We start from the raw sequence: 25,565 nt of genomic DNA, 5'->3' as shown, positions 1-25,565 counted from the left end.
TGGGTGATGCTGCGGGCCTATGCCCTGCGCTCCTTGGAACCTGCGTTGCGGCAGCGCGTTTCTGGCAGCCGGTGAAGCGGGTCATGGTTGGCGAATTGTTAAGTTTGCCACCCCTAGAGTGCGGACAATGCTGCCCGGCAAGCGATTGAGCGAGAGCGATTAAGCAAAGAATGTCTGCCATGAGAACCAGCCGCCGTTTCTTCCTTACCGGAGCCTCCGCGCTCGCCGCCGCCATCGTCGCCGGCCATGCCAGCGCGCAGGATGTGGTCGGAGATATCCTGAAGTCCTCGACCCGCGGCAATTGGGACGATCAGTTCGATGCCCGTGCCAACAACACCAGCAAGGTCGCTTCGACGCTGCCGATCTTCAGCCAGCAGACAGTCGCCTTCACCGAGCAGGCGGTGGCGCAGTACCAGAACATCGTCGGCCAGGGCGGCTGGGAACAGGTTCCGGCGACCAAGAAATTGCAGCTCGGGGTCGACGATCCGGACGTCGTGCCGCTGCGCAAGCGGCTGATGATTTCGGGTGACCTGCCGCAGAGCGCCGGCATTTCGACGGCCTTCGATTCCTATGTCGACTCGGCGGTCAAGCGCTTCCAACTCCGCCACGGCCTGCCGGCCGACGGCGCCATGGGCAAATACACCTATGCGGCGATGAACGTCTCGGCGCAGATCCGGCTTGGCCAGTTGCAGACCAATCTGCAGCGTCTGAAGGAAAAGGCCGGCACGCTGGGCAGTCGCTATGTGCTGGTCGATATCCCGGCAGCGCAGATCGAAGCGGTCGAGAACGACCGCGTCGTGCTTCGCCACACCGCGATCGTCGGCAAGATCGACCGCCAGACGCCGATCGTGAATTCCAAGATCAACGAGATTATCGTCAATCCGTACTGGAACGCGCCGGTCTCGATCGTGCGCAAGGACATCATCCCGCTGATGCGGAAGGACCCCAACTACCTCAAGGACAGCCACATCCGCCTGTTCGCGCCGGATGGCAGCGAGGTCGACCCGATGACCGTCGACTGGTCGACGGACGATGCCGAGAAATACCGGTTCCGCCAGGATCCGGGCGCCGGCAACGCCATGGCCTCGGTCAAGATCAACTTCCCGAGCCCCGACGGCGTCTACATGCACGACACGCCGCAACAGAGCCTGTTCGGCAAGCTGATGCGTTTCGACTCTTCCGGCTGCGTGCGCGTCCAGAACGTGCGCGACCTCGTCACCTGGATCCTGCGCGATACGCCCGGCTGGGACCGTCAGCATTTCGAGGCGACGATCAAGACCGGCGAGAACACGCCGGTGCAGGTCGTCAATCCGGTGCCGGTCCACTTCCTCTATCTGTCGGCATGGTCGACGGGTACCGGCGTCGTGCAGTTCCGCGACGACATCTACGGCCTCGACGGCAACAGCGAGCTGCAGATCACGTCTGCGCTGTAAATGGTTGAAATAAAAGATGAAAAGGCCGCTCTCGAAGCGGCCTTTTTGTTTAGATCAAGCGCTGGTTCACCAGCCGCGCCACGGCCTGCGCGCGATTGACCGCGCCGAGCATGCGCCGGGCGTTGTCGACATGGAAGCGCACCGTCGCTTCCGCGATGCCGAGGATGACCGAAATCTCCCAATCGGTCTTGCCCTCGGCGACCAGCGCCAGGCTGTCGCGCTCGCGCGCCGTCAGCCGGACAGTTGCGGTCGGTGGCGGCGCGGTCAGGGTCATCAGCCTTTCCGTGAGTGCCAGACCCGCCATATGGATGGCGAAGCTTTCCTCCTGCGAAAAAGTCGCGGCCGCGGAAGCCGAGATGCAACGACGCAATCACACCCGTCGGCGCCATGGAGGTGGCGCAAAGCGCGTCGTCGATCTCGGCCTCGCCGAGCGCTTCCCAATAAGCGCCGAATTCCTTCCGGTGGCGTGGGGCGAAGTCGCTGAAGCGGTAGCTGGTGCGGCTTTCGCGGATTGCGCCGAGCAGCGGGTTGCATTCGAAGCAGACATAGTCGAAGGCCGGGCTGCCGGCCCAACCGGGCGGCGCCACCCTTGTGATGAAGCCGCCGGCGGCCCAATGGCTGGCCGAGGTCAGCGTCGCCGTCGGCCGCCGATAGAACCTGGTCTGCAGATAGGAAGCGCCGAATTCCTTCATTGCCGCGAAGAAGGCGCTACTCGCCCCCTCCGCCGTGGGCGCCGCATAAGCCCCTTCGACATGGCGCCATCAGCCGTGACAGCATCGGTCGTCCCATTTCAACCCACCCGCAACGCAGGGTGGCACGGCGGTCTCGCGCCGCAAGGCGGCAGATACCGGGAAGCGACTGTCAACCCCTCGGTTTCGAGAGGTTGATGCGCGGGTCTCATCGCGTATCAGGAAAGATGCGGCGCTGGCCTGCCTGCACATCCCTGGTGGGATGGTGCGGGAGGCGGGCACGCTCTTCTGCACTTGCCGCGCCGACTTCAGGGCTTTGGCGCGGAGGCCGGCCACCCGGTGCCCCCAGGCAGCTTTTGCGCTGACGCCGGGTGCCGGCCGGTTCTTTGCACACGGGTTGGCTGGCGCTCCAAGGGCCGCGAGCCACCGTCGGATGCGCCCCGACGTGCGGGTCGCCTCGACCAACGCCGCTGCCGCGGCGGGGGTGAGCCTCGGGTTGGGGGTCGTCGGGGCGCATCCTTGGCTTTGCCGGATCTTGCGCGGACGGCGTCACGCAAAGCGTTGGCTTCAGCCCGGCTGGACGCCACGCCGGCAATTGCGCATGGTCGGCCGAACATCTGGAATCGCACCATGGACGTCGCCGTCTTCATTCTCGTCGTGCTCGCTTTCGTGGCGCTGTCCGGCGCGCTGGTGCGGCTGGTGCGGGTGCCTCTGCCGGTGCTGCAGATCGCGATGGGCGCAGCGCTCGCATGGCCGGCGCGCGGCCTGCACGTCGAGATCGATCCGGAACTCTTCCTTCTGGTCTTCATCCCGCCGCTTCTGTTCGGCGATGCCTTCGCGGCGCCGAAGCGGGAGCTGATCGAGCTGCGCGGACCGATCCTCGATCTCGCGATCGGACTGGTCTTCTTCACCATCGTCGGCTTCGGCTATGCATTGCACTGGCTGGTGCCCAGCATCCCGCTGGTGGTCGCCTTCGCTTTGGCCGCAGTCCTGTCGCCGACCGATGCGGTCGCTGTGTCCTCGATCGTCGACCGCAACGTCGTTCCGGCGCGGCTGATGCACATACTGGAAGGCGAATCCCTGCTCAACGACGCCTCCGGCCTGGTCATGTTCCGCTTCGCGACGGCGGCGGCGCTGACTGGCAGCTTCTCCTTCGCCGCCGCTTCATTGACCTTCCTCTATGCCGTAGCCGCCGGCATCCTTGCCGGCGTGGCGGCGCTATTCATCGCCGCCAAGGCACTGCAGATCCTCGGCCGCATCGGCGGCACGCCGGCGGAGGCGCAGGTGCTGGTCATGATCCTGCTGCCCTTCGTCGCCTACCTCATCGCCGAGCATGTCGGCGCCTCCGGCATCCTGGCGGCGGTCACGGCCGGCCTGCTCACCGGGACCTCTGGCATTTTCCGCTTTTTGTCGGTCTCGGCACGCATTCAGGCGATGTCGTTGTGGTCGACGCTGGCCTTCATCTTCAACGGTGCGCTCTTTATCCTGCTCGGCCTGCAGTTGCCCGACATCATCCGCAAGGTTCCGCCGGAGCTCACCAGCCGCCACTGGCTGTTCGAGCCGGCCCTGACCGTGTTGCTCCTGACGCTCTGCCTGGTCGGCCTGCGCTTCCTCTGGATCTGGATCGGCGACATGGCGGCGGGGATCGCCGCCCGGTTGGGCCAGCGCAAGGCCGAACCGTTTGGTTTCCGCGTCAGGCTTGCCGGATCGGTGGCAGGCGTGCGCGGCGCGATCACGCTCGCCGGCATCCTGTCGCTGCCGCTCGCCCTGCAGGACGGCTCGCCCTTTCCGGCGCGAGACGTGGTGATCTTCCTCGCCGCCGGCGTCATCATCTGTTCGCTCGTCATCGCCAGCCTTGCTTTGCCGAGGATCGCGCGCGGGCTGGTCGAGCCGGGCGCGGATCCGGCCGCGGCCGAGGAGCGGCGGGCGCGTGTCGGCGCCGCCAACGCGGCGATCACCAGGATAGAAAGTCTCGCCAATGAAGGCGGCGAGAGGGAACTGGCGGAAGCCCGGCTTGCCGTCGCAGACAGCATCGTTGCCGGCTATCGCCGCCGGATCGCGGCCTCCGACGAAGCCGATGAAGCGCGCGCCGAGGCGCGCGAAGCGGGACGGCTGGAGCTGGAGTTGAGACACGCCGGCATCGAGGCGGAGCGCGCCGCCGTGCGCGCCATGTTCCGCAGCCGCGAAATCAATGACCACACGATGCGGGCACTGCTCTCCGAGATCACGCTGACCGAAGCCCTGCTCAAAAGCCGGCAGGACAGGAAATAACGGTTCAGCCGATTTGCTTGGCGCAATCCGGCCAGCAAATTTCGCGCCGTAAACGTGGCGGGTTCCAAACAACTGTGTTAATGGCCCGGCACCTCGCAGACCTCCGGCCCCAAGGGAAAGCAAGCCATGTCAGATGCAGCGGTAGCCTCCAGCAAATTCGAATCCTTTTTCGAGACCACGCTTGCCGACGCCGATCCGGAAATTTTCGGCGCCATCCGCAACGAGCTTGGCCGCCAGCGCCACGAGATCGAGCTGATCGCCTCGGAAAACATCGTGTCCCGCGCCGTGCTCGAAGCGCAGGGGTCGATCATGACCAACAAATATGCCGAGGGTTATCCGGGCAAGCGCTACTATGGCGGCTGCCAGTTCGTCGACGTGGCCGAGGAACTGGCCATCGAGCGCGCCAAGAAGCTCTTCGGCTGCAACTTCGCCAACGTCCAGCCGAACTCCGGCAGCCAGATGAACCAGGCCGTGTTCCTGGCGCTCTTGCAGCCCGGCGACACCTTCATGGGCCTCGACTTGAATTCCGGCGGCCATCTGACCCACGGCTCGCCGGTCAACATGAGCGGCAAGTGGTTCAAGGTCGTCTCCTACGGCGTGCGCAAGGACGACCACCTGCTCGACTTGGACGCGATCGAGAAGACGGCACATGAGACCAAGCCGAAGCTGATCCTGGCCGGCGGCACCGCTTATTCGCGCATCTGGGACTGGAAGCGTTTCCGCGAGATCGCCGATTCGATCGGCGCCTATCTGATGGTCGACATGGCCCACATCGCCGGTCTCGTCGCCGGCGGCATGCACCCGTCGCCGCTGCCCCACGCCCATGTCGTGACCACGACCACGCACAAGTCGCTGCGCGGCCCGCGCGGCGGCATGATCCTGTGCAACGACGAGGAGATCGCCAAGAAGATGAACTCGGCGGTCTTCCCGGGACTTCAGGGCGGCCCGCTGATGCATGTCATCGCCGCCAAGGCGGTGGCGCTCGGCGAGGCGCTGAAGCCGAGCTTCAAGGCCTACGCCGAAAGCATCGTCGCCAACGCCAAGGCGCTGGCCTCCAGCCTGCAGGAAACCGGCCTCGACATCGTCTCGGGCGGCACCGACAACCATCTGATGCTGGTCGACCTGCGTCCGAAGAATGCCACCGGCAAGCGCGCCGAGGCGGCGCTCGGCCGCGCCAACATCACCTGCAACAAGAACGGCATCCCCTTCGATCCGGAAAAGCCCTTCGTCACCTCCGGTGTCCGCCTCGGCACGCCCGCCGGCACCACGCGCGGCTTCGGCCAGGCCGAGTTCCGCGAGATCGGCAAGCTGATCGCCGAGGTGCTGGACGGGCTGAAGGTGGCGAATTCCGACGAAGGCAATGCCGCTGTCGAGGCCGCGGTCAAGGCCAAGGTCACGGCGCTGACCGATCGCTTCCCGCTCTACCCCTATCTCGGTTGACCGCGCGCCGCGCGTCATCTTTTATCCGCCGGCGGAGCGCCGTCCTGATTGAACGGCGCTCCGAACTGGAGACTTGATGATGCGCATTTTCCGTCTCGCCGCCCTTGCTCTTTTCGGCCTGCTGGCAGCTTTCGCCATGCCCGGCGCGGTCGCCCAGGAGCAGGCACGGCCGGATTCGGGTGTGCCGGCCACCAGCACCTTCGGCAGGTGGACCACCCTCGTTGACACGCTCGATACCGGGCAGGATGCGCACAAGACCTGCGCGGCCTCCGCGGCTTTCGTCGACGGCATCGGTAATGCCGGCACCCTCACGCTGTCGATCTCGACCGGCGATGCCCTGCCGCCCGATGCCTATCCCGCCATCATGATCACCGTCGACAACAAGGACCTGCCGACCGGCAAGAACATCGCCGCGACCTTCGGCGATCCCGGCGTCAAGGTTTCCGCGAAAGTCTATTCTAACGCCGCCGTCAACGGCCGTCCCAGCTGGACGGTCGACAACCAGGCCAAGACCAACCTTGCCTTGCTGCGCGCCATGCGCAAAGTCACCTCGCTCGATGTCGTTTTCGGCAAGCAGACCGTCGCCAGCATCCCGATGGACGGTTTCACCAAGGCCTATCGCAATCTCGGCGCGTCCTGCGGCTTCCCGACCAAGGACGTCGCGCCGTAACGCGAACGGCCGGGGCAGGGGCAGCTCATGGATATTGTCTGGAAGGGCGCGGTCGGCGGTTTGGTCACGGCGTTGATCGTCTGGGCTTCCAAACGCGGCAACGTGCTGCCCGGCATCCTGCCGCTGGCGCCGACCTTTGCGGTGATCGCGCTGCTCGCCGTTGGCTCCAAAGGCAACATGCCTGGTTTTCGCGAGGCCTGCCTTGCCGGCGTCAAGACGATCCCGGCCTATCTCGCCTTCCTCGGTGCCTGCTGGCTGTTCGTCGACAGGGTCGACTACCGGCTGGCCGTCTTGGGCGGCATCGCCGTGTGGCTGCTGGCGGCGCTGGCAATCTTCCTCGCGCCTCGCTATCTCTGAGGCACAAAAGGCTCTAAGCCTTTCCGCCACCCGAGAATCGCGAACCGAAGGCTCTCCATGCGCTGCCCCTATTGCCAGTCCGAAGATACGCAGGTGAAGGATTCGCGTCCCGCCGAGGATGGCGCGGCGATCCGCCGGCGCCGCGTCTGTCCGGACTGCGGCGGCCGCTTCACCACCTTCGAACGGGTGCAGCTTCGCGACCTCGTCGTCATCAAGAAGTCGGGCCGCAAGGTGCCGTTCGATCGCGACAAGCTTTTGCGCTCGGTCGAGATCGCAGTGCGCAAGCGCAATGTCGATCCCGAGCGCATCGACCGCGCGGTGACCGGCATCGTGCGGCAGCTCGAAAGCTCCGGCGAGACGGAAGTGGCCTCGGGCGAGGTCGGCCGCCTGGTCATGGAGGCGCTGAAATCGCTCGACGACGTCGCCTATGTCCGCTTCGCCTCGGTCTATCGCAATTTCCGCGAGGCCAAGGATTTTCATGAGTTGCTGGGCGAGCTGAAGGGCGACGAGGAAAAGAGCGAAGAGGACGCCGGCTGATCATGGCCAAACCTCAACCGAGCGAGGCCGATCAAGCGGTCCTTGACCGCCGTTTCATGGCGGCGGCCATCAGGCTGTCGCGCCGCAACGCCGGCCGCACCTCGACCAATCCTTCCGTCGGCACCATCATCGTGCGCGACGACGGCGCCGGCCCGATGATCATCGGTACCGGTGTGACTGCCGTCGGCGGCCGGCCGCATGCCGAGACCGAGGCGCTGGCCGAGGCGGGCGAGCTTGCGCGCGGCGCCACCGCCTACGTCACGCTGGAGCCTTGCGCCCATCACGGCCGCACGCCGCCCTGCGCCAACGCGCTGGTCAATGCGGGCATCGCGCGCGTCGTGGGCGCGGCGAGCGACCCGGATCCGCGCGTCTGCGGCAAGGGCTATGCCATCCTGCGCGCCGCCGGCATCGAGGTGGTGGACAAAGTGCTCGCCGCCGAAGCTGCCGAGCAGATGGCCGGCTATTTGATTCGATCGTTGAAGAAACGCCCGGAAGTCATCCTGAAGCTTGCGCTATCGAGTGACGGCAAGATCGGCAGGAAAGGCGCCGGGCAGGTCGCCATCACCGGCGAGATCGCCAGGCGCGAAGTCTATATGATGCGCGCCGAGGCCGATGCCATCCTGGTCGGCATCGGCACCGCGCTGGAGGACGACCCGGCGCTGACCGTGCGCCTGCCTGGGCTGGAGAACCGCTCGCCGGCGCGCATCATTCTCGATCGCCAGATCCGGCTGCCGGAGACCTCGAAGCTGGTATCCGGCGTCGACCGCGTTCCGCTCTATGTCGCGGCTTGCCTCGAGGCCGATCCGCATCGGCGGGCAACTCTAGAACGCGCCGGCGTGCGCTTCATCGGCACCGAGACATATGGGGGCGTTGTCGCTTTGCCGGAATTGCTGGAGGATCTGGCAGCGCTAGGCATGGCAAGCGTGCTGGTCGAAGGTGGCGCCCAGGTCGGCAAAGCCTTCCTGGATGAGGAGCTGGTCGACCGCATCGTCCTGTTCCAGGGCCCGGATGCGATCGGCGAGGGCGGCATTGCATCGCCCATCGATGCCGACCATATCCCGGCCGGGTTCCGCAAACTGCGCGAGATGCGCTTCGGCGAAGACAGCTACGCCGAGTGGGTACGACCATGATTCCAAGAAGCGGGAGCCGGTTTTTGGAAAAGATCATGCTCAAGCTGGAAGATACGATCTGATGTTCACTGGAATTGTCACGGATGTTGGCACTGTCGCTAATGTGAAGCCGCTCAGCGAAGGCGTGGGTCTGCGCATCGACACCGCCTACGATCCCGAAACCATCGCCATCGGCGCCTCGATCTCCTGCGGCGGCGTCTGCCTGACTGTGACGGCGTTGCCCGAGCAGGGCTCGAACGCCCGCTGGTTCGAGGTTGAAGCCTGGGAAGAAGCGCTGAGGCTCACCAACGCGTCGAGCTGGAAGTCGGGCACCCGGATAAACCTCGAACGGGCGCTGAAGATCGGCGACGAGCTCGGCGGCCACATCGTCTCCGGTCATGTCGACGGCACCGCCGAGATCGTCGAGCGCAAGGAAGAGGGCGATGCCGTGCGCTTCACGCTTGAAGCGCCGCGGCATCTGGCGAAATTCATAGCGCCGAAAGGCTCGGTCGCGCTCGACGGCACTTCCCTCACCGTCAACAAGGTCGAAGGCACGCGCTTCGACGTGCTTTTGATCCAGCATTCGCTGAGCGTCACCACTTGGGGTGAGCGCAAGGCCGGCGACCGCGTCAATATCGAGATCGACACCATGGCGCGCTACGCCGCGCGCCTGGCGGAGGCGGCGAAGGAAGGACTGTGATGGTCCGACCAGAACCGGAAAGGCGGCCGGTCGCCGACGGAAGACTCTTAAGCCGCTGGTGGATGTCGATGCTGGCCGAGTGGTTGACCGCCAGGAGGCCGAGGCTTGGATCAAAAGTCTCGGGGATTGCCGCGAGAGCGCGACGTCTCGGCCGGATTGGTCACAGAACGTTGCGCCACAGCATCTTCCGCTTGCGATCAACCCGGCTTCGGCCTAAGTCACCGGCAACCGCCCGGAGACTTTTATGGCAGGCACATCCCAACACGGCAAAGCGTTCATTCGTCCGAAGGCGAAGGCGCATCTGCTTATTGTCGAGGCGCGTTTCCACGACGACCTCGCCGACGCGCTGCTCGAAGGCGCGACCGGCGCGCTGGACGAAGCTGGCGCCACCTATGACGTCGTCACCGTTCCAGGCTCGCTCGAAATACCGGCCGTCATCACCTTCGCGCTGGACGGCGCCGCTGAAGGCGGCACGCATTATGACGGCTTCGTCGCGCTCGGCACCATCGTCCGCGGCGACACCTATCATTTCGACATCGTCGCCAATGAATCGAGCCGCGCGCTGATGGACCTTTCCGTGCAGGAAGCGATCGCGATCGGCAACGGCATCCTGACCACCGAGAACGACGCGCAGGCATGGACGCGCGCCCGTCGGACTGAAGGCGACAAGGGCGGTTTCGCAGCGCGCGCGGCGCTGACGATGATCGCGCTCAAAGAGAAATTCGGAGCCCAATCGTGAGCGGGCCTGCCCAGACTGGTACGGTGCGCCACGCCAACAAGCGCGGTGCCGCCCGTCTTGCTGCCGTCCAAGCGCTCTACCAGATGGATGTGGCCGGCAGCGGCGTCTTCGAGACGACCGCCGAATACGAAGCCTTCCGCCTTGGCAAGGAAGTCGATGGCGCGCTCTATCGCGAAGCGGATGCGCAGTGGTTCCGCGCCATCCTGACTGGCGTCGTCGAGAACCAGAAGACCATCGATCCTGTCATTCGCCAGGCGCTCACCGACGACTGGCCGCTGTCGCGGCTGGATTCGACGCTGCGCGCCATCCTGCGCGCCGGCGTCTATGAATTGATGAAGCGCGAGGACGTGCCGGTGGCCGTCATCGTCTCGGAATATGTCGATATCGCCAAGGCTTTCTACGAGGAGGATGAGCCGAAGCTGGTGAACGCCGTGCTCGATCGCGTGTCGCGCCGTGTGCGTGGCGAAGGTCGCGGCAAGGACGCGTCGTGACCGCTGCAGCGCTCGTCGCTGGCGCTGGCTGGGAAGCGCGCCGCACGGCAGTGCTCCTCGCCGCCGCGCAGGCCATCGTCGGCTCGGCCGCGCCGATCGCCATCTCGCTCGGCGCGCTTGCCGGACAGTATCTGCTCGGGCCCGACAAATCCCTGGCGACGGCGCCGGTCACCGGCTTCAATCTCGGAGTGGCCCTCGGCGCGCTGCCGGCCGCCGCCATCATCCGCCGGCTCGGCCACCGCGGCGGCTTCATGACCGGCACCATCATCACCGCGCTCGGCGGCCTGATCGCGACGCTGGCGCTGTTTCAGGCGAGCTTCTGGCTGTTCGCCTTCGGCCTCTGCGTGATCGGTGTCGGCGGCGCCTTCGTCCAGCAGTTCCGCTTCGCCGCCGCCGACAACGCGCCGCCGGAATTCAAGGCGCGCGCCATTTCCTTCGTGCTGGCGGGCGGCATCGTCACCGCCATTCTCGGGCCGCAGATCGTCATCTACACCCGCGAGCTTCTGGCGCCGGTGATGTTTGCCGGATCCTTCGCTTCCATCCTCATGCTGGCGGCCGCCGGCGCGATTATCCTTTCCTTCCTGCATACGTCCAGGCGCGCAAGCAGCACCACGGAGGCTGCCGGTGGCGATGCCCGGCCGTTGGCCGAGATCGCCACCCAGCCGCGATTCGTCGCGGCTTTGTTCTGCGCCGTCGGCAGCTACGCGCTGATGAGCTTCGTCATGACCGGGGCGCCGCTCGCCATGGTCGGCTGCGGCCTGTCGACGGATGACGCCACGCTCGGCATTTCCTGGCATGTGATGGCGATGTTCGGGCCGAGCTTCTTCACCGGCTCGCTGATCCACCGCTTCGGCGCCGAGCGCATCGTCGCCGTCGGGTTGGTCCTGCTCATAGGCTGTGCCGTGGTCGCGCTTTCAGGCCTTGCGCTATGGCAGTTCTGGACGGCGCTGATCCTGCTCGGCCTCGGCTGGAATTTCAGCTTCATCGGCGCCACCGCCATGGTCGCCGCGAGCTACCATCCATCCGAAAAGGGCAAGGTGCAGGGCTTCCACGACTTCGCCCTGTTCGGCTCCGTTGCCTTTGCTTCCCTCATGTCGGGCGCGATCTACAATGCCTGGGGTTGGACGATGCTGAACTGGGTCGTGTTCCCGGTCGTCGCGCTCTGCTTCCTGGCGCTCGGCGCCTTGAAGCTGCCTGGCTTGCGCAGCGCCAACTGATATTACGCTGTCGGGACCTGGAGCAATTCCAGGAAAAGTGTGAGCGGTTTTCCGTCCGGAATTGCGTAAAAACAAGGAGATAGGGCGTTTCGCCGGTTCCGTGAAACGGTGAAACGACTAGCGCGGCGCGCCTTGCGCGCCGGGAATAAAATTATTTCGTGCATCCCGGCAGTTATGAAACCGTGTACCCCGACGGCGCGTTAACGCCATGCTCTTATGCGGCCACCGAATTCTCGGCTCACAGCAAAGGATTTCACAATGTTTTCAATCGGAAAGCTCGCCGTAGCAGCGATCGCGCTCGGCATCACCGCAGCCTCGGCGAATGCGCAGGTCGTTGTCTCCTCGAAGATCGACACCGAGGGTGGCGTGCTCGGCAACATCATCCAGCTGGTCTTGAACGCCAACAACATCAAGACCACCGACCGCATCCAGCTCGGCGCGACGCCCGTGGTGCGCAAGGCGATTGCCGCCGGCGAGATCGACATCTATCCCGAATATACGGGCAATGCCGCCTTCTTCTTCCAGAAGGCGGACGATCCGGTCTGGAAGGATGCCGCCAAGGCCTACGAGACCGCCAAGAAGCTCGACTATGATGCCAACAAGATCGTCTGGCTGTCGCCGTCGCCGGCCAACAACACCTGGGCGATCGCTCTGCGCAAGGAAGTGGCTGACGAGAACAAGCTCGCCACCCTGTCGGACTTCGGCAAATACGTTTCGGGCGGCGGCAAGGTGGTGCTTGCCGCGTCGGCCGAGTTCGTCAATTCGGCGGCGGCGCTGCCTGCCTTCCAGAGCACTTACGGCTTCAAGCTGAAGCCGGACCAGTTGATCACGCTTTCCGGCGGCGATACGGCCGCGACCATCGCCGCCGCCGCCAACCAGACCAACGGCGCCAACGCCGCCATGGTCTACGGCACCGACGGCGGCATTCAGCCCTCCGGACTCGTCGTGCTCGAGGACGACAGGGCCGTGCAGCCCGTCTACCAGCCGGCGCCCATCATCCGCGAGCAGGTGCTCAAGGAACATCCTGAGATCGAGACGCTGCTGAAGCCGGTCTTCGCCAAGCTCGACCTCGTCACGCTGCAGCAGCTCAACGGCCGCGTCCAGCTCGGCGGTGAGCCTGCGAAGGCAGTCGCGGAGGACTTTTTGAAGAAGGACGGGTTTTTGAAGTAGATCCCGGCATAACAAGTGCGAGCTGGAAAGATGCGGTTGGCGGAACTGCTGATCTCCCCCTTTGCGGGGGAGATGTCCGGCAGGACGGAGGGGGGCGCGAAGGAGCGGGGCCTTCCGAATCCTGCCCTTCCAAATCGCCGCCGGGGCAGTCGATGACTTTCCGCTTCGACAAGCTTGGCGTGGTCATTGCCGCGATCGTCGCCTATGCCGCGTTCTTCGCCCCGTTCGCCACCTTCCGCGCCAACCGAATCGTGCCAGGACAGGCGCGGTCGATTCTTGAAGCGCTGCCGTCCGCGCTTGGGGCATTGTTGCTCGCTGTCGTCATTGTTGGCGGCATAATTGCCTTGCTGCGGACGCCGCTCATGCTACGACTTGCCGCAAGCGTGGTCGCGCTCGCCGCCCTTGCCATTGTGATCGGCACTGCCGGCGGCTTTCTCACGCCCGCCGGCAACACGTTCGCCCGCGTCGCGCCGGCTTCCGGCTTCTGGCTGCTGATCTTCGCCTTCACGCTGCTTCTGGCCGATGTGCTCACCAGGCTGGACCTGACGCCATGGGGGCGCGTCGGCGCTCTTGCCGTCGCCGCGCTCGCCGTCGGCGCGCTGCTCTTTTCGGGAAGCTGGGATACGTTGTCCATCCTCAAGGAATATTCCAGCCGCTCCGACAGCTTTTGGGCGGAGGGCTCCAAGCACATCACCTTGGCGCTGGGCTCGCTGGCGGCTGCGGTGGTGGTTGGGCTGCCGCTCGGCATCCTCTGCCACCGCGTCGAGCCGCTGCGGGCAGGGGTGCTGAATGTGCTCAACATCATACAGACCATTCCGTCGATCGCGCTGTTCGGCCTGCTGATCGCGCCGCTCGGCTGGGTGGCCGCGCATGTGCCGGGCGCGGCGGCGGCCGGCATCAGGGGCATCGGCACCGCGCCCGCCTTTGTCGCGCTGTTTCTATACTCGCTGCTGCCGGTTGTCGCGAACACCGTGGTCGGCCTTGCCGGTGTGCCGCGCGCCGCCAACGATGCCGCCCGCGGCATGGGCATGACCGACCGCCAGCGCCTGCTCGATGTCGAGTTCCCGCTCGCCTTTCCGGTGATCCTGACCGGCATCCGCATCGTTCTGGTGCAGAACATCGGGCTTGCCACCATTGCGGCGCTGATCGGCGGCGGCGGTTTTGGCGTCTTCGTCTTCCAGGGCGTCGGCCAGACGGCGATGGACCTTGTGCTGCTCGGCGCCGTGCCCACGGTGGCGCTGGCTTTTGCGGCCGCGATCATCCTCGACGCGGTTATCGAAATGACCTCCACCAAGCGCAGGGCAGACTCCGAATGATCGAGATCGAAGGCATCACCAAGCGCTACAACGGAACAGCTGTCGTCGACGATGTCTCGATGGTCATCGAGCCACGCACCATCACCGTCATCGTCGGCACGTCAGGCTCCGGCAAGACGACACTGCTCAGGATGATCAACCGGCTCGTCGAGGCGACCGCCGGCGTGATCAGGCTCGACGGCGTCGACAACCGCTCCGTGCCAGGCTACCAGCTGCGCCGCAGCATCGGCTACGCCATCCAGGGCCACGGCCTGTTCCCGCACCGTACAGTGGCGCAGAACATCGGCACCGTGCCGCTTCTGCTGGGCTGGGACAAGGATCGCATCAAGGCGCGCGTCGAAGAATTGATGACGCTCTACCAGCTCGATCCGCAGGCCTATGGTCCGCGCTATCCGCACGAGCTTTCCGGTGGCCAACAGCAGCGTGTCGGCGTTGCGCGCGCTTTGGCCGCCGAGCCCAACGTGCTTCTGATGGACGAGCCGTTCGGCGCGCTCGACCCGATCATACGCACCAAGGCGCAGGAGGATTTGCTCGCCATCCAGAAGCGCTTCGGCACCACAATCGTCCTTGTCACCCACGACATGGAGGAGGCGGTGCATTTGGGCGACAAAATCGCCGTCATGGACGCCGGGAAGGTGCTGCAATACGCCAGGCCGGCGGAGATCCTGGCAAGGCCCGCAAATGGCTTCGTCGAAACCCTGGTTGGCTCAAGCGAGCGGCCGTTCCGGCTCCTGTCGCTCGGCCGTGTGCGCGATGCCGTCGAGCCCGGCGGCGCCGAGGGCGAGGCGATCCCCGGCGACGCCAGCCAGCGCGACGCATTGGCCGAGCTTCTGTGGACAGGGCGCCCGGCGCTGCCTGTGAAGGATGCCGACGGCAAGCCGCTCGGGCGCGTCACCGTTGAAGGGCTGGTGAAACGCGCGAGGCCCGCATGAGGGCCTGGCTGCCCGCGCTGTTGAGGCTGGCGCTGCTGGTGCTGCTGGTGGCCTTCATCGCCAGCCCGAGCTGGTTCGAGCCGTTGCTGAAGCCCCTGACCGAGAACGGCGCGCCTGCAATCTACAACCAGGGCAGCCTGCTGACGCTGACATTGCAGCATCTGAGGACTGTGCTCGTCGCGACGATCGCCGCGACGATCGTCGCCGTCGCGCTCGCCATCCTTGTCACCCGGCCCGCCGGCGCCGAGTTCCTGCCGCTGTCGCGCAGCCTGGTCAACATCGGCCAGACCTTCCCGCCGGTCGCGGTGCTGGCGCTTGCCGTGCCGGCGGTCGGCTTCGGCGAGAAGCCGACGTTGATCGCGCTCTTCCTCTATGGGCTGCTGCCGATTTTCGAGAACGCGCTGACCGCGCTCACCACGCTGCCCGGCAATGTGATGGAAGCCGCGCGCGGCGCCGGCATGACCGGCTGGCAAAGGCTGGTGAAGGTCGAATTGCCGCTCAGCGCCCCGGTGATCCTTGGCGGCATCCGGCTTTCCGTGGTCATCAGCCTCGCCACAGCCACCATCGGCTCCACGGTGGCGGCCAAGACGCTTGGCGAGGTGATCATCGCCGGCCTGATTTCGAACAACCTCGCCTTCGTGCTGCAGGGCGGCCTGATCGTCGCGGCGCTTGCGGTGCTGATCTATGACGGCCTGTCGGCGATAGAGCGCTACGCCGCGCGGCGCATGGGGCGGGAGGCGCAAGAGGGTTGCCGTAGGGGCAAATCTCAGCCAGCAATCCTTCCGCGGCGTCATTTCAATCGATCTAATTCGGAGCTCGTGCCGACTCGGCCGCCGCCGTCTTCGTCTTTTGGGCGAAAGCCGGGCAAAAACCGAACAATATCTTGACGTTCCGGGCCCTGTTTCGCATACACCGCAGCCAAGGGGTGGATTCCGTGCGCGGCATTCATCCCCGTTCCAACGGCCCAGGGAGGGGTTCTTTTGGGCCATCAATCGAGGAAAATCCGGCAATGACCATCATTACCGCCGTCATCGCCTGCGGCTTGCTGTCAGTTCTGTACGCCATCTGGGCGACACGTTCGGTCCTTGCGTCCGATCAGGGCAACCAGCGCATGCAGGAAATCTCCGCCGCCATTCGCGAAGGCGCCCAGGCCTATCTGGCGCGCCAGTACACGACCATCGCCGTCGTCGGCATCGTCGTGCTTCTGCTCGCCTGGTGGCTGCTCTCTATCACGTCCGCAATCGGCTTCCTGATCGGCGCGGTGCTCTCGGGCGCTGCCGGCTTCATCGGCATGCACGTCTCGGTGCGCGCCAATGTGCGCACCGCGCAGGCCGCCTCCAACAGCCTCGCCGCCGGCCTCGATATCGCCTTCAAGTCCGGCGCCATCACCGGCCTGCTGGTGGCGGGCCTGGCGCTGCTCGGCGTCTCCATCTACTACGCCATCCTGACCGGCCCCTTGGGCCTGCAGCCGAACGACCGCGTCGTCATCGACTCGCTGGTCTCGCTCGGCTTCGGCGCCTCGCTGATCTCGATCTTCGCCCGTCTCGGCGGCGGCATCTTCACCAAGGGCGCCGATGTCGGCGGCGACCTCGTCGGCAAGGTGGAAGCTGGCATTCCGGAAGACGATCCGCGCAATCCGGCCACCATCGCCGACAATGTCGGCGACAATGTCGGCGACTGTGCCGGCATGGCCGCCGACCTGTTCGAGACCTATGCGGTGACGGTCGTCGCCACAATGGTGCTCGCCGCCATCTTCTTTGGCGGCACCGCCGTGCTGGGTGCGGCGATGCTCTATCCGCTCGCCATCTGCGGCGCTTGCATCCTGACCTCGATCGTCGGCACCTTCTTCGTCAAGCTGGGCTCCAACGGCTCGATCATGGGCGCGCTTTACAAAGGCCTGATCGTCACCGGCCTGCTGTCGATCGTCGGCCTCGCCATCGCCACCTCGGCGGTGCTGGGCTGGGGCGAGATCGGCACCGTCGCCGGCCTTGCCATCACCGGCAAGAACCTGTTCATCTGCGGCCTGATCGGCCTGCTGGTGACCGGGCTCATCGTGGTGATCACCGAATACTATACCGGCACCAACAAGCGTCCGGTGAATTCGATCGCTCAGGCGTCGGTGACCGGCCACGGCACCAACGTCATCCAGGGCCTGGCGGTCTCGCTGGAATCGACCGCGTTGCCGGCGATCGTCATCGTCGGCGGCATCATCGCCACCTACCAGCTCGCCGGCCTCTTCGGCACAGCGATCGCCGTCACCACCATGCTCGGCCTCGCCGGCATGATCGTGGCGCTCGACGCCTTCGGCCCGGTCACCGACAATGCCGGCGGCATCGCCGAAATGTCGGGCCTGCCCAAGGAAGTGCGCCAGTCCACCGACGCGCTCGACGCGGTCGGCAACACCACCAAGGCGGTGACCAAGGGCTACGCCATCGGCTCCGCCGGCCTCGGCGCGTTGGTGCTCTTCGCCGCCTATTCGAACGACATCAGGTTCTTTGCCGCCAATGGCGACAAGTACCCCTACTTCCAGGGCATGGGCGACATCTCCTTCGACCTCTCCAATCCGTATGTCGTTGCCGGCCTGATCTTCGGCGGCCTGATCCCGTACCTGTTCGGCGGCATTGCCATGACCGCCGTCGGCCGCGCGGCGGGCTCGATCGTCGAGGAAGTGCGCAAGCAGTTCCGTGAGGACAAGGGCATCATGGCCGGCACCTCGAAGCCGAACTATGCGCGCGCTGTCGACCTGCTGACCAGGGCGGCAATCCGGGAAATGATCATCCCGTCGCTGCTGCCGGTGCTGGCCCCGCTCGTCGTCTATTTCGGCGTGCTCTTGATCTCGGGCTCGAAGGCATCGGCATTCGCCGCGCTCGGCGCCTCGCTGCTCGGCGTCATCGTCAACGGCCTCTTCGTCGCCATCTCGATGACCTCCGGCGGCGGCGCCTGGGACAACGCCAAGAAGTCGTTCGAGGACGGTTTCACCGACAAGAACGGCGCCAAGCACCTCAAGGGCTCCGAGGCGCACAAGGCCTCGGTCACCGGCGACACCGTCGGCGATCCCTACAAGGACACCGCCGGCCCGGCGGTCAATCCGGCCATCAAAATCACCAACATCGTGGCGCTGCTGCTGTTGGCCGTGCTCGCGCACGGCTGATCAAGTCGCTTATTTCAAGACAGAGAACCCGCGGGAGCGATTCCGCGGGTTTTGTTTTTGGTCGACGGTCCCGTCGAAACAAAAGACCCGCCGGAACATGCGGCGGGTCTTGCTTGTCTGAATTCCAGGCAGCCGGCCCTCAGGGCGTGCCGCCGCCCGGGATGCCGGGCGCCAGCTTGCTGGCGCCGTTGATGATCTGGCTGAGGAAGTTCTGGTCCTTGCCGCCGGTCGGCGTCGTCCTCGAGATGAAGTCGAAGATTTTGCCGTCCTTCATGCCGTAATTGGCGATCTGGGTGACGCGGCTGTCGGCGCCGAAATAGACCGCCAGCACATGCTGATCGACCAGACGCGGCTTGTCGAAGGCGACGTAGCGCTTGCGCGTCTGCGAGATGTAGTAGAAGGCCTCGTTGTCGAAGGTCGCCGTCGTCGACGGCGTGCCAAGCGCCAGCAGCACCTGCTCGCGGCTCGAGCCGACCGGCACCGAGTCGATCGCGGCCTGATCGATGACATAGCCCTGCGTCAGCGTCTCGCTCGGGCTGAGGTCGCCGATCATCTTGGACGAATTGCAGCCTGAAAGCGCGGATATCGCCACCAGCAGGGAGGCCACGCCCGCCGGCACAGGCGTAAGAAACGACTTGAATTTCAGCGCACCCAACAACAATTCTCCATCACATCCCCGCAACTTGCGCTGGGCCGCAAAACCGGTAAACCAGCTTGCATGCCGATGCAACAAGGCCAAATCAAACAACAGGTCCCCGGGAGACCGCCCTCAATGTTCCAGCGCCTTTTTGGTCGCGAACGTCACGCCAACCGCGCCATCACCGAGGCGCTCTACGCACAAATCGTGGCGGCGGCGCGGCAGACATTGTTTTATTCCGACTGGAATGTGCCGGATACGCCGCTCGGCCGCTTCGAGATGCTGTCGCTGCACATGTACCTGGTCCAGCGCCGGCTGCGCGGGGAAGGCGGAGCCGCGGCCGAGGTCGCGCAGGTGCTGATCGACGAGTTCTTCCTCGATGTCGACCATTCGCTGAGGGAACTCGGCATCAGCGATGTCGGCGTGCCGAAGCGCATGAAGAAGCTGGCAAAGATGTTCTATGGCCGCACCGCGGCCTATGACGTCGCCTTGCGGGACGACGACCGCGCGGCCCTTGCCGCGGCGCTCGCCCGCAACGTGAGGCCCGATGCTGGCGAGTGGCCCGAGGCGCCGCTGCTGGCGAGCTATGCCTCCGCGGCGTCCGGGCAGCTTGCCGCGCAGCCGACCGAATCGATCGTGTCCGGCACCGTGGTGTTCCCCGTGGCTGGAACTGCCTGAGGGACGCGAGGATGAAACACGCCGAACAGCGAAGCCCTGTATCCTTCGTCGCCAACGTCGCCCGCCTGCCGCAAAAGGGCCTGCCGGTTGTTATCGAGGCCGACGAGCGGCAGCGCGCCGCACTTGCCGCCGAATACGAGCTGCTCTCGGTCGAGAGCTACCGCGCCGAGCTGCTGGTGACGTCCTGGAAGCGCAACGGCGTCAAGGTCAGCGGCCGCGTCGAGGCCGATATCACCCAGGCCTGCATCGTCACTCTCGATCCGGTCACAGCCCATATCGACGAGCCGGTCGAGGCGCTGTTCCTGCCGGAGCAGTCGAAGCTCGGACGCGAGGGCTTCGAGGGCGGGGGCGAGATCGTCCTCGACGCCGACGGGCCGGACAGCCCGGAAACATTTTCCGGCGACACCATCGATGTCGGCGCGCTTGCCGAGCAGTTTTTCGGCCTGGCGATCGATCCTTATCCGCGCAAGCCCGGCGCTTCGCTCGACGCCGCGGGCGACGATCCTCAGGAAGAAAGCGAATTCCAGAAAAAGCTGCGTTCGCTGCTCGGAAAATCCTGAAGGCGGCGTGGAATTTGGAAAAGTTGGTTGTGCGGCAGCCCAAAACCGCTATTTTCGCCGAACCTTCGCGAGCCCCCTTACCTCGGCAGGCGCCCGCCGCTAGCCAGGCAAACCGTGAGAAACATACCGCGTGATCAGGATTTCCATCGATGCCATGGGCGGCGACCACGGACCAGGCGTCGTGATCCCGGCGCTGATGACGGTCGCCATCCGCCGCCCTGACATCCGCTTCGTCATCTATGGCCGCGAGGACGCCGTGCGTCCCGAACTGGCCAAGTTTCCCAAGCTCGCCGAGGTCAGCGAGTTCGTCCATTGCGAGGTCGCGGTGAGGATGGACGACAAGCCCAGCCAGGCGCTGCGCCACGGCCGCTGGAAATCCTCTATGTGGAAGGCGGTCGAGGCGGTGAAGAACGGCGCCGCGCAAGCCTGCATCTCGGCCGGCAACACCGGCGCGCTGATGGCGATGTCGAAATTCTGCCTGCGCACGATGGCCACCATAGACCGCCCGGCGATCGCGGCGCTTTGGCCGACGACGCGCGGCGAGAGCGTGGTGCTCGATGTCGGCGCCACCATCGGCGCGGACGCGCATCAGCTCGTCGACTTCGCCATCCTTGGCACCGGCATGGCGCGTTCGGTGTTCGGCATCGAGCGGCCGAGCGTCGGCCTGCTCAATGTCGGCGTCGAGGAGATCAAGGGCCAGGAAGAGGTCAAGGAGGCCGGGCGCATGCTGCGCGAGGCGAACATGGCCTCGATGAACTATCGCGGCTTCGTCGAGGGCGACGATATCGGCAAGGGCACGGTCGACGTGGTCGTCACCGAAGGCTTTGCCGGCAACATCGCGCTCAAGACCGCCGAAGGCACGGCAAGGCAGATCGCCGGCTATTTGCGCGCCGCCATGAGCCGCACGCTGATGGCCAAGATCGGCTATGTCTTCGCCAAGGGCGCATTCGACCGGCTGCGCGAGAAGATGGATGTCGGCCGCTCCAATGGCGGCGTCTTCCTGGGCTTGAACGGCATCGTCGTGAAGAGCCACGGCGGCGCCGACTCGGACGGCTTCGCAGCGGCGATCGAGCTCGGCTACGACATGGTGCGCAACAATCTGCTTGACCGGATCGAGGCCGATCTCGATCTGTTCCATGCGCGCAATCCGAATGCCCAGGCAAACAGGAAATCCGGCGTCGCCGTCGAGGCCGAGGAATAGGAACGAACCTTGATCAGATCAGTCGTGCGCGGCAACGGTGCCGCGCTGCCCCGCCGCATCATGAAGAATGCCGACTTCGAAGGCATGGTCGAGACCTCCGACGAGTGGATCGTCCAGCGCACCGGCATTCGCCAGCGCCACGTCGCGGCCGATGACGAGACGACCGCCTCGCTGGGCGAAGCCGCGGCGCGCGCCGCGCTCGACAGTGCCGGCCTGACGCCTGCCGACATCGACCTGATCGTGCTGGCCACGTCGACGCCCAACAACACTTTTCCCGCGACCGCGGTGGAGATCCAGAACCGGCTCGGCATGCATCACGGCTTCGCCTTCGACATGCAGGCCGTATGCTCCGGCTTCGTCTATGCGGTCGCCACCGCCGATCTCTATATCCGCGGCGGGCTGGCAAGGCGCGTGCTGGTCATCGGCTCCGAAACGTTCTCGCGCATCCTCGACTGGAGCGACCGCTCGACCTGCGTGCTCTTCGGCGACGGCGCCGGCGCGGTCGTTCTGGAAGCGCAACAGGGGATAGGCGGAATAGCCGATCGCGGTGTGCTGGCGGCCAGCCTGCGCTCGGACGGAGTCCACAAGGACAAGCTCTTCGTCGACGGCGGCCCGTCGACCACGGGGACGGTCGGCCACCTCAGGATGGAAGGCCGCGAGGTTTTCAAACACGCCGTCGGCATGATCACCGATGTCATCGAGGCGACCTTCGCCCAGGCTGGCATCACCGCCGACGATCTCGATTGGTTCGTGCCGCATCAGGCCAATAAACGGATTATTGACGCTTCCGCCAGGAAGCTCGGGATAGCCGAAGAGAAAGTAGTGGTCACCGTCGATTTGCACGGTAACACCTCGGCAGCCTCCGTGCCGCTCGCCTTGTCGGTGGCCGTCGCCGACGGCCGCATCAAGAAGGGCGACCTTGTTCTGCTCGAGGCGATGGGCGGAGGTTTCACCTGGGGCGCGGTATTGCTCCGCTGGTAAGTGCCGAACGCGTGGGTTCGGTCCTTGACCTTGACGGATCAATTACTTAGGCTCTGCCGTTGCCTGTATCGATTTACGTTTTTTTGAGCTGATGGGACGGTCGCATGGGGGGAAAGACACTTACGCGTGCCGACCTAGCCGAAGCCGTTTACCGCAAGGTTGGTCTGTCGCGGACTGAATCGGCCGAGCTCGTCGAGGCCGTCCTGGATGAGATTTGCGAAGCCATCGTTCGCGGCGAGACTGTGAAGCTGTCTTCTTTTGCGACCTTCCATGTCCGCTCCAAGAATGAGCGCATCGGCCGCAATCCCAAGACCGGTGAGGAAGTGCCGATTTTGCCGCGCCGTGTGATGACCTTCAAATCGTCGAACGTGCTGAAGAACCGCATCCTGCGTTCGCACCAGAACAGCAAGGCCAAGGGCGGCAAGTAATCCGCGAATGCCGGTTGACAACCGCGGCCCGCTTTGACGACGGGCTTGAATATCGTTTCATAAACCGCTGAAATAAGCTGCGATTCGGATCAACTCCGGATTGCGGTCCAGCGTGAGGATTCGCCCATGGACAAGAGCCCCGATGCTTTCCGCACCATCAGTGAAGTCGCGGAAGATCTCGACCTGCCGCAGCACGTGCTGCGGTTCTGGGAAACGCGTTTCAACCAGATCAAGCCGATGAAGCGTGGCGGCGGCCGCCGTTACTACCGGCCGCAGGATGTCGAACTGATCAAGGGCATCCGGCACATGCTTTATGACCAGGGCTATACGATCAAGGGCGTGCAGAAGCTCCTGCGCGAGAACGGCAATCATTTCCTGGTTGCCATCGGCAATGGCGACATGGCCGCCGTCGAGGCGATCGCGCAACGCCGGCAGGCCGAGCAGGTGCCGCTGACCGCGGCTGCCCAGCCGCGCGGCGACGAGGATGCGCTGGTCGGTCAGCCCAAGGTGAAGCCCAGCCGCCGTTTCTTCGGCCTCGGCAAGGGCGACGACGAAGGTCCCGTGCAGCCGGACTCCTCGAAATTGTCGCGCGACAACCGCGCCTTGCTGCAGGAGGCGCTCTTCGACCTCTTGGAGTGCAAGCGCCTGCTGGACCAAGTGCGTTGAACTTCGGCTGCCGCTCCCGCGGCTTGAACGGCCAGCGTCTCTGAGACCCGGAACTGCCGTTGCGTCCATGCGTTAGGCCTTCTCTCCAAGAGAAGGATGCTTGGCATGGCTTTGTTCGCGACCGATCATGATCTGGACAGGCAGTTTGCGACGCTCTCGCGGCAACTCGAGGATCTCAGGAAAGCCTTGGCCAGACGCGGCGACGCCCATTACGAAGACGGCCGCGAGGCGGCGTCCGACTATTATTCGCAGCTTGCCGACCGCCTCCACGAGGCATTGCCGGCAATCACGCGCAGGGGCAGGGCGATCGAGCGCACCGCGCGCGACCATCCGGCCACGGCGGCTGCGGTAGGGCTGGTCGTGGTCGGGCTGCTGGCCGGCCTTCTCATCAGCCGGCGCTGACTTTCGATGGATTACAGAACAGAAATGGCGGCCGCTCGTTGCGGCCGCCATTTGCACGCTGCAAATGATCAGTTCGCGAGCTTGAGCCGGGTCTTCGGATCGACCTTCATGACCTGGCTGCACTTGCCGTAGACGGTGCCGTTCTTGTCGGTGGCATCGGTGTAGGTGCCCTTGCAGTCGAGCTGCAGCACCAGACAGGAGCCCGAGCCCTTGCAGACGGCGCCGCCGTCGCCGGTCGGATGCGTGCCGGCAAAGGCCGGCGCCGAAACCGAGCCGAAAGCCGAGACGACGAGGGCAGCGGCGAGCGAGATGTGCTTGAAGTTGGTCATTTGAGCATTTCCTTCCATTGGTTGTCGGGATCGCGCTTCCGGCGTCCCGGTCGGGTTGAGGAGCGCCTTCGCGGCGCCCATGACCGCTTGGTGCGGGGTCCAATGGAAAGGTTCACATCCCGTGTGATTTTTTCGCGTAGCGGATGCGGCGTTGTAAAGACGTCAGGCTTCGGATCGGCCGCCGCACATGCCGCGCATCCGGCCGGCGCTCGGCGCTCGTGGCGACATCACCCGGTGGGCAAGGAGGTCGGGGCCGCAGGAAAAGGATCGAACGCTGCTGCGCGTTCCATCAGGTAGCGGGTGAGAGAAGGAAAGCCTTGCCCTCGCGAAGCAAAAATTCCGATGGGAAGACATGTGCGGTCATCACAATGAAGACCTGTCTTCCCATCGGCGGGCGGGAAGAAATCAGGCCTTCTTCGCGACCATCTTGCTGTGGTGATGATGATGGTGGTGATGGTGCCGGTGATGATGCTTGCGGTAGTGATGATGATGGTGATGCTTCTTCATCGGAGCCGCGTCGGCGCTGGTCGCGCCGAGGATCGGCATCGTGAACGCCAGGGCCAGAGCCAGCCCGAGCGCGGAGAGGAGGGACTTCTTCATGATTTCGTTTCCTTTTTACGCGGGCGTTCCGGAATTCACCGGACCAAATCGGTGACCCCAAGCCTCGCGATCGGCACTATCCTCCTGGATTTTTTCGACAATTTTTCCGGACTGTAGATTCTTGTTTCCGGATCGTTTCCGTCTAAATCACGATGGCCTTGGGCGCCCGCCGGATGCGCAGGCACGCGGCGGCATCATGATCTTTTGAAACGCGCGTGGCCGATGCGCCGGCCTCGCCCCTCACATCGGCGGAGCGACGCCATGATTGCCGACCACCACCCGGCGTGAAACGAGCTTGCCGTCGCTGCCCCGCTCGGCGCTGACGAACACGCTCATGCCCGGCTTGAGATCCGCCGGCTTGGCGGTCGCGAATTTCACGATCGGCGTCGATTGCGGAATGGCGATCTCCTTCTTCTGGCTATTGCTATAGGTGAGCGTCACTGTCCTTCCGTTGACTTCGGTGACGTCGGCGACCGTGCCGTTGGTCATCCGGCTGTTGGGCTGCAAATCCCAATCGCGGTCGCCTTCTCCGGTGCCTCTCAGCGCTGCGGGGAAGATCACGACTTCCAGAGCGCCGCTGCCGCCATCGGCCTTGGAGACCGACGCGATGCCGAGGAAATCGCCCTGCTTGATATCGGCGGCCGACGCCTTGGCGACGCCCGCGATCATCCAGTCGGGAGAAAGCGTGACGGTGTCGGTCCTGCCGTCGCGGGCTTTCACCGTCAGCGCGGTTCCGGCGATGTCGACCACCGTGCCGCGCATGCGCCGCGCCCACGAGACTTGAGACCGTGCCGAGCACGATCGCGAACAACTTCAGTTTCATGGCATCCGATCCGTCCAAAGGGGTTTTGACGCCCGCCC

Annotated in this window: 27 protein-coding genes and 1 pseudogene; 23 read left to right on the top strand and 5 right to left on the bottom strand. The window is 65.0% G+C overall.

Translation table 11 applies throughout. The features are described 5' to 3' along the window. The first annotated feature begins 179 nt into the window (after positions 1 to 179). The gene (locus tag EJ067_RS00970; protein ID WP_126084250.1) at positions 180 to 1,433 is read left to right on the top strand and encodes a L,D-transpeptidase family protein; all 1,254 of its coding nucleotides are present in this window, start codon (positions 180 to 182) and stop codon (positions 1,431 to 1,433) included. 49 nt (positions 1,434 to 1,482) lie between these two features. On the opposite strand, the gene EJ067_RS00965 is transcribed toward EJ067_RS00970, so the two are convergent. After that, positions 1,483 to 1,707, bottom strand: a complete 225-nt coding sequence (locus tag EJ067_RS00965; RefSeq protein WP_281058951.1) for a helix-turn-helix transcriptional regulator — start codon at positions 1,705 to 1,707, stop codon at positions 1,483 to 1,485. Between the two features lie 1,045 nt (positions 1,708 to 2,752). Here EJ067_RS00965 and EJ067_RS00960 point away from each other — a divergent pair. The 15 genes and pseudogenes from EJ067_RS00960 to EJ067_RS00890 all read left to right on the top strand — a co-directional run bounded on the left by EJ067_RS00960 (position 2,753) and on the right by EJ067_RS00890 (position 18,222). Further along, positions 2,753 to 4,393, top strand: a complete 1,641-nt coding sequence (locus tag EJ067_RS00960) for a Na+/H+ antiporter (protein WP_126084248.1) — start codon at positions 2,753 to 2,755, stop codon at positions 4,391 to 4,393. 126 nt (positions 4,394 to 4,519) lie between these two features. Beyond that, positions 4,520 to 5,833: a serine hydroxymethyltransferase gene (gene glyA, locus EJ067_RS00955; RefSeq protein ID WP_126084247.1), complete on the top strand. Its 1,314-nt coding sequence runs from the start codon at positions 4,520 to 4,522 to the stop codon at positions 5,831 to 5,833. Positions 5,834 to 5,909: 76 nt separating this feature from the next. Then, positions 5,910 to 6,503: a hypothetical protein gene (locus EJ067_RS00950; protein ID WP_245468127.1), complete on the top strand. Its 594-nt coding sequence runs from the start codon at positions 5,910 to 5,912 to the stop codon at positions 6,501 to 6,503. 27 nt (positions 6,504 to 6,530) lie between these two features. Further along, positions 6,531 to 6,860, top strand: a complete 330-nt coding sequence (locus tag EJ067_RS00945; RefSeq protein WP_126084246.1) for a GlpM family protein — start codon at positions 6,531 to 6,533, stop codon at positions 6,858 to 6,860. A 57-nt stretch (positions 6,861 to 6,917) separates the two neighbouring features. Next, positions 6,918 to 7,397, top strand: coding sequence for a transcriptional regulator NrdR (gene nrdR / locus EJ067_RS00940; protein WP_095808301.1), 480 nt, complete (start codon positions 6,918 to 6,920; stop codon positions 7,395 to 7,397). A gap of 2 nt (positions 7,398 to 7,399) precedes the next feature. After that, on the top strand, positions 7,400 to 8,527 hold the full coding sequence (gene ribD, locus EJ067_RS00935) for a bifunctional diaminohydroxyphosphoribosylaminopyrimidine deaminase/5-amino-6-(5-phosphoribosylamino)uracil reductase RibD (protein ID WP_126084245.1): 1,128 nt from the start codon (positions 7,400 to 7,402) through the stop codon (positions 8,525 to 8,527). Positions 8,528 to 8,588: 61 nt separating this feature from the next. Then, on the top strand, positions 8,589 to 9,206 hold the full coding sequence (locus tag EJ067_RS00930; RefSeq protein WP_126084244.1) for a riboflavin synthase: 618 nt from the start codon (positions 8,589 to 8,591) through the stop codon (positions 9,204 to 9,206). A gap of 244 nt (positions 9,207 to 9,450) precedes the next feature. After that, complete coding sequence (gene ribH, locus EJ067_RS00925; RefSeq protein WP_126084243.1) at positions 9,451 to 9,945, top strand: 6,7-dimethyl-8-ribityllumazine synthase; 495 nt, start codon at positions 9,451 to 9,453, stop codon at positions 9,943 to 9,945. 83 nt (positions 9,946 to 10,028) lie between these two features. After that, positions 10,029 to 10,436 carry a transcription antitermination factor NusB gene (gene nusB / locus EJ067_RS00920; RefSeq protein WP_245468377.1) on the top strand — a complete coding sequence of 136 codons (408 nt, stop codon included), beginning with the start codon at positions 10,029 to 10,031 and terminating at the stop codon, positions 10,434 to 10,436. Beyond that, the gene (locus tag EJ067_RS00915; protein ID WP_126084241.1) at positions 10,433 to 11,653 is read left to right on the top strand and encodes an MFS transporter; all 1,221 of its coding nucleotides are present in this window, start codon (positions 10,433 to 10,435) and stop codon (positions 11,651 to 11,653) included. The genes nusB and EJ067_RS00915 overlap by 4 nt, the downstream gene beginning before the upstream one ends. A 258-nt stretch (positions 11,654 to 11,911) precedes the next feature. Next, on the top strand, positions 11,912 to 12,823 hold the full coding sequence (locus EJ067_RS00910) for an ABC transporter substrate-binding protein (protein WP_126084240.1): 912 nt from the start codon (positions 11,912 to 11,914) through the stop codon (positions 12,821 to 12,823). Between the two features lie 152 nt (positions 12,824 to 12,975). Then, positions 12,976 to 14,139 (top strand): ABC transporter permease, encoded by a 1,164-nt coding sequence (locus EJ067_RS00905; protein ID WP_126084239.1) that lies wholly within the window; start codon positions 12,976 to 12,978, stop codon positions 14,137 to 14,139. Beyond that, positions 14,136 to 15,071, top strand: a complete 936-nt coding sequence (locus EJ067_RS00900) for an ABC transporter ATP-binding protein (RefSeq protein WP_126084238.1) — start codon at positions 14,136 to 14,138, stop codon at positions 15,069 to 15,071. Before EJ067_RS00905 ends, EJ067_RS00900 begins: the two co-directional genes overlap by 4 nt. Continuing rightward, positions 15,068 to 15,814: pseudogene (locus EJ067_RS00895) on the top strand (ABC transporter permease); the annotation flags it as partial. The gene EJ067_RS00900 and the pseudogene EJ067_RS00895, both read left to right, overlap by 4 nt. Positions 15,815 to 16,080: 266 nt before the next feature. Continuing rightward, positions 16,081 to 18,222, top strand: coding sequence for a sodium-translocating pyrophosphatase (locus EJ067_RS00890; RefSeq protein ID WP_126084237.1), 2,142 nt, complete (start codon positions 16,081 to 16,083; stop codon positions 18,220 to 18,222). A gap of 139 nt (positions 18,223 to 18,361) precedes the next feature. Here the strand turns inward: EJ067_RS00890 and EJ067_RS00885 are convergent, their stop codons facing one another. Beyond that, complete coding sequence (locus EJ067_RS00885) at positions 18,362 to 18,877, bottom strand: outer membrane protein assembly factor BamE (protein ID WP_126084236.1); 516 nt, start codon at positions 18,875 to 18,877, stop codon at positions 18,362 to 18,364. 117 nt (positions 18,878 to 18,994) lie between these two features. On the opposite strand from EJ067_RS00885, the gene EJ067_RS00880 reads away from it, so the two are divergent. The 7 genes from EJ067_RS00880 to EJ067_RS00850 all read left to right on the top strand — a co-directional run bounded on the left by EJ067_RS00880 (position 18,995) and on the right by EJ067_RS00850 (position 23,775). Then, positions 18,995 to 19,537 (top strand): ubiquinol-cytochrome C chaperone family protein, encoded by a 543-nt coding sequence (locus tag EJ067_RS00880; protein ID WP_126084235.1) that lies wholly within the window; start codon positions 18,995 to 18,997, stop codon positions 19,535 to 19,537. An 11-nt stretch (positions 19,538 to 19,548) separates the two neighbouring features. Then, positions 19,549 to 20,097 carry a DUF177 domain-containing protein gene (locus EJ067_RS00875; RefSeq protein WP_126084234.1) on the top strand — a complete coding sequence of 183 codons (549 nt, stop codon included), beginning with the start codon at positions 19,549 to 19,551 and terminating at the stop codon, positions 20,095 to 20,097. A gap of 130 nt (positions 20,098 to 20,227) precedes the next feature. Continuing rightward, on the top strand, positions 20,228 to 21,298 hold the full coding sequence (plsX, locus tag EJ067_RS00870) for a phosphate acyltransferase PlsX (protein WP_126084233.1): 1,071 nt from the start codon (positions 20,228 to 20,230) through the stop codon (positions 21,296 to 21,298). 9 nt (positions 21,299 to 21,307) lie between these two features. Beyond that, positions 21,308 to 22,279, top strand: a complete 972-nt coding sequence (locus EJ067_RS00865; RefSeq protein WP_126084232.1) for a beta-ketoacyl-ACP synthase III — start codon at positions 21,308 to 21,310, stop codon at positions 22,277 to 22,279. Between the two features lie 104 nt (positions 22,280 to 22,383). Then, on the top strand, positions 22,384 to 22,707 hold the full coding sequence (locus EJ067_RS00860) for an integration host factor subunit alpha (RefSeq protein WP_010915609.1): 324 nt from the start codon (positions 22,384 to 22,386) through the stop codon (positions 22,705 to 22,707). A gap of 126 nt (positions 22,708 to 22,833) precedes the next feature. Next, positions 22,834 to 23,373, top strand: a complete 540-nt coding sequence (locus EJ067_RS00855) for a MerR family transcriptional regulator (RefSeq protein WP_067000781.1) — start codon at positions 22,834 to 22,836, stop codon at positions 23,371 to 23,373. 105 nt (positions 23,374 to 23,478) lie between these two features. Beyond that, positions 23,479 to 23,775, top strand: a complete 297-nt coding sequence (locus EJ067_RS00850) for a DUF883 family protein (protein WP_126084231.1) — start codon at positions 23,479 to 23,481, stop codon at positions 23,773 to 23,775. A gap of 68 nt (positions 23,776 to 23,843) precedes the next feature. Here EJ067_RS00850 and EJ067_RS00845 read toward each other — a convergent pair whose 3' ends face one another. The 3 genes from EJ067_RS00845 to EJ067_RS00835 all read right to left on the bottom strand — a co-directional run bounded on the left by EJ067_RS00845 (position 23,844) and on the right by EJ067_RS00835 (position 25,466). Further along, complete coding sequence (locus EJ067_RS00845; RefSeq protein ID WP_126084230.1) at positions 23,844 to 24,104, bottom strand: hypothetical protein; 261 nt, start codon at positions 24,102 to 24,104, stop codon at positions 23,844 to 23,846. 405 nt (positions 24,105 to 24,509) lie between these two features. Further along, positions 24,510 to 24,704 (bottom strand): hypothetical protein, encoded by a 195-nt coding sequence (locus tag EJ067_RS00840; protein ID WP_126084229.1) that lies wholly within the window; start codon positions 24,702 to 24,704, stop codon positions 24,510 to 24,512. A gap of 240 nt (positions 24,705 to 24,944) precedes the next feature. Continuing rightward, the gene (locus EJ067_RS00835) at positions 24,945 to 25,466 is read right to left on the bottom strand and encodes a hypothetical protein (RefSeq protein ID WP_245468126.1); all 522 of its coding nucleotides are present in this window, start codon (positions 25,464 to 25,466) and stop codon (positions 24,945 to 24,947) included. Positions 25,467 to 25,565 lie beyond the last annotated feature (99 nt).

This window comes from Mesorhizobium sp. M1D.F.Ca.ET.043.01.1.1 (assembly GCF_003952385.1).
In the GTDB taxonomy this organism is placed as follows: domain Bacteria; phylum Pseudomonadota; class Alphaproteobacteria; order Rhizobiales; family Rhizobiaceae; genus Mesorhizobium.
This window is presented reverse-complemented; position numbering and strand designations above follow the sequence as displayed.

Coding starts and splice junctions, on each gene's coding strand:
- EJ067_RS00970 (WP_126084250.1), top strand. CDS start 180: ATGAGAACCAGCCGCCGTTTCTTCCTTACCGGAGCCTCCGCGCTCGCC.
- EJ067_RS00965 (WP_281058951.1), bottom strand. CDS start 1,707: ATGACCCTGACCGCGCCGCCACCGACCGCAACTGTCCGGCTGACGGCG.
- EJ067_RS00960 (WP_126084248.1), top strand. CDS start 2,753: ATGGACGTCGCCGTCTTCATTCTCGTCGTGCTCGCTTTCGTGGCGCTG.
- glyA (WP_126084247.1), top strand. CDS start 4,520: ATGTCAGATGCAGCGGTAGCCTCCAGCAAATTCGAATCCTTTTTCGAG.
- EJ067_RS00950 (WP_245468127.1), top strand. CDS start 5,910: ATGATGCGCATTTTCCGTCTCGCCGCCCTTGCTCTTTTCGGCCTGCTG.
- EJ067_RS00945 (WP_126084246.1), top strand. CDS start 6,531: ATGGATATTGTCTGGAAGGGCGCGGTCGGCGGTTTGGTCACGGCGTTG.
- nrdR (WP_095808301.1), top strand. CDS start 6,918: ATGCGCTGCCCCTATTGCCAGTCCGAAGATACGCAGGTGAAGGATTCG.
- ribD (WP_126084245.1), top strand. CDS start 7,400: ATGGCCAAACCTCAACCGAGCGAGGCCGATCAAGCGGTCCTTGACCGC.
- EJ067_RS00930 (WP_126084244.1), top strand. CDS start 8,589: ATGTTCACTGGAATTGTCACGGATGTTGGCACTGTCGCTAATGTGAAG.
- ribH (WP_126084243.1), top strand. CDS start 9,451: ATGGCAGGCACATCCCAACACGGCAAAGCGTTCATTCGTCCGAAGGCG.
- nusB (WP_245468377.1), top strand. CDS start 10,029: ATGGATGTGGCCGGCAGCGGCGTCTTCGAGACGACCGCCGAATACGAA.
- EJ067_RS00910 (WP_126084240.1), top strand. CDS start 11,912: ATGTTTTCAATCGGAAAGCTCGCCGTAGCAGCGATCGCGCTCGGCATC.
- EJ067_RS00905 (WP_126084239.1), top strand. CDS start 12,976: ATGACTTTCCGCTTCGACAAGCTTGGCGTGGTCATTGCCGCGATCGTC.
- EJ067_RS00900 (WP_126084238.1), top strand. CDS start 14,136: ATGATCGAGATCGAAGGCATCACCAAGCGCTACAACGGAACAGCTGTC.
- EJ067_RS00890 (WP_126084237.1), top strand. CDS start 16,081: ATGACCATCATTACCGCCGTCATCGCCTGCGGCTTGCTGTCAGTTCTG.
- EJ067_RS00880 (WP_126084235.1), top strand. CDS start 18,995: ATGTTCCAGCGCCTTTTTGGTCGCGAACGTCACGCCAACCGCGCCATC.
- EJ067_RS00875 (WP_126084234.1), top strand. CDS start 19,549: ATGAAACACGCCGAACAGCGAAGCCCTGTATCCTTCGTCGCCAACGTC.
- EJ067_RS00860 (WP_010915609.1), top strand. CDS start 22,384: ATGGGGGGAAAGACACTTACGCGTGCCGACCTAGCCGAAGCCGTTTAC.
- EJ067_RS00855 (WP_067000781.1), top strand. CDS start 22,834: ATGGACAAGAGCCCCGATGCTTTCCGCACCATCAGTGAAGTCGCGGAA.
- EJ067_RS00850 (WP_126084231.1), top strand. CDS start 23,479: ATGGCTTTGTTCGCGACCGATCATGATCTGGACAGGCAGTTTGCGACG.
- EJ067_RS00845 (WP_126084230.1), bottom strand. CDS start 24,104: ATGACCAACTTCAAGCACATCTCGCTCGCCGCTGCCCTCGTCGTCTCG.
- EJ067_RS00840 (WP_126084229.1), bottom strand. CDS start 24,704: ATGAAGAAGTCCCTCCTCTCCGCGCTCGGGCTGGCTCTGGCCCTGGCG.
- EJ067_RS00835 (WP_245468126.1), bottom strand. CDS start 25,466: ATGCGCGGCACGGTGGTCGACATCGCCGGAACCGCGCTGACGGTGAAA.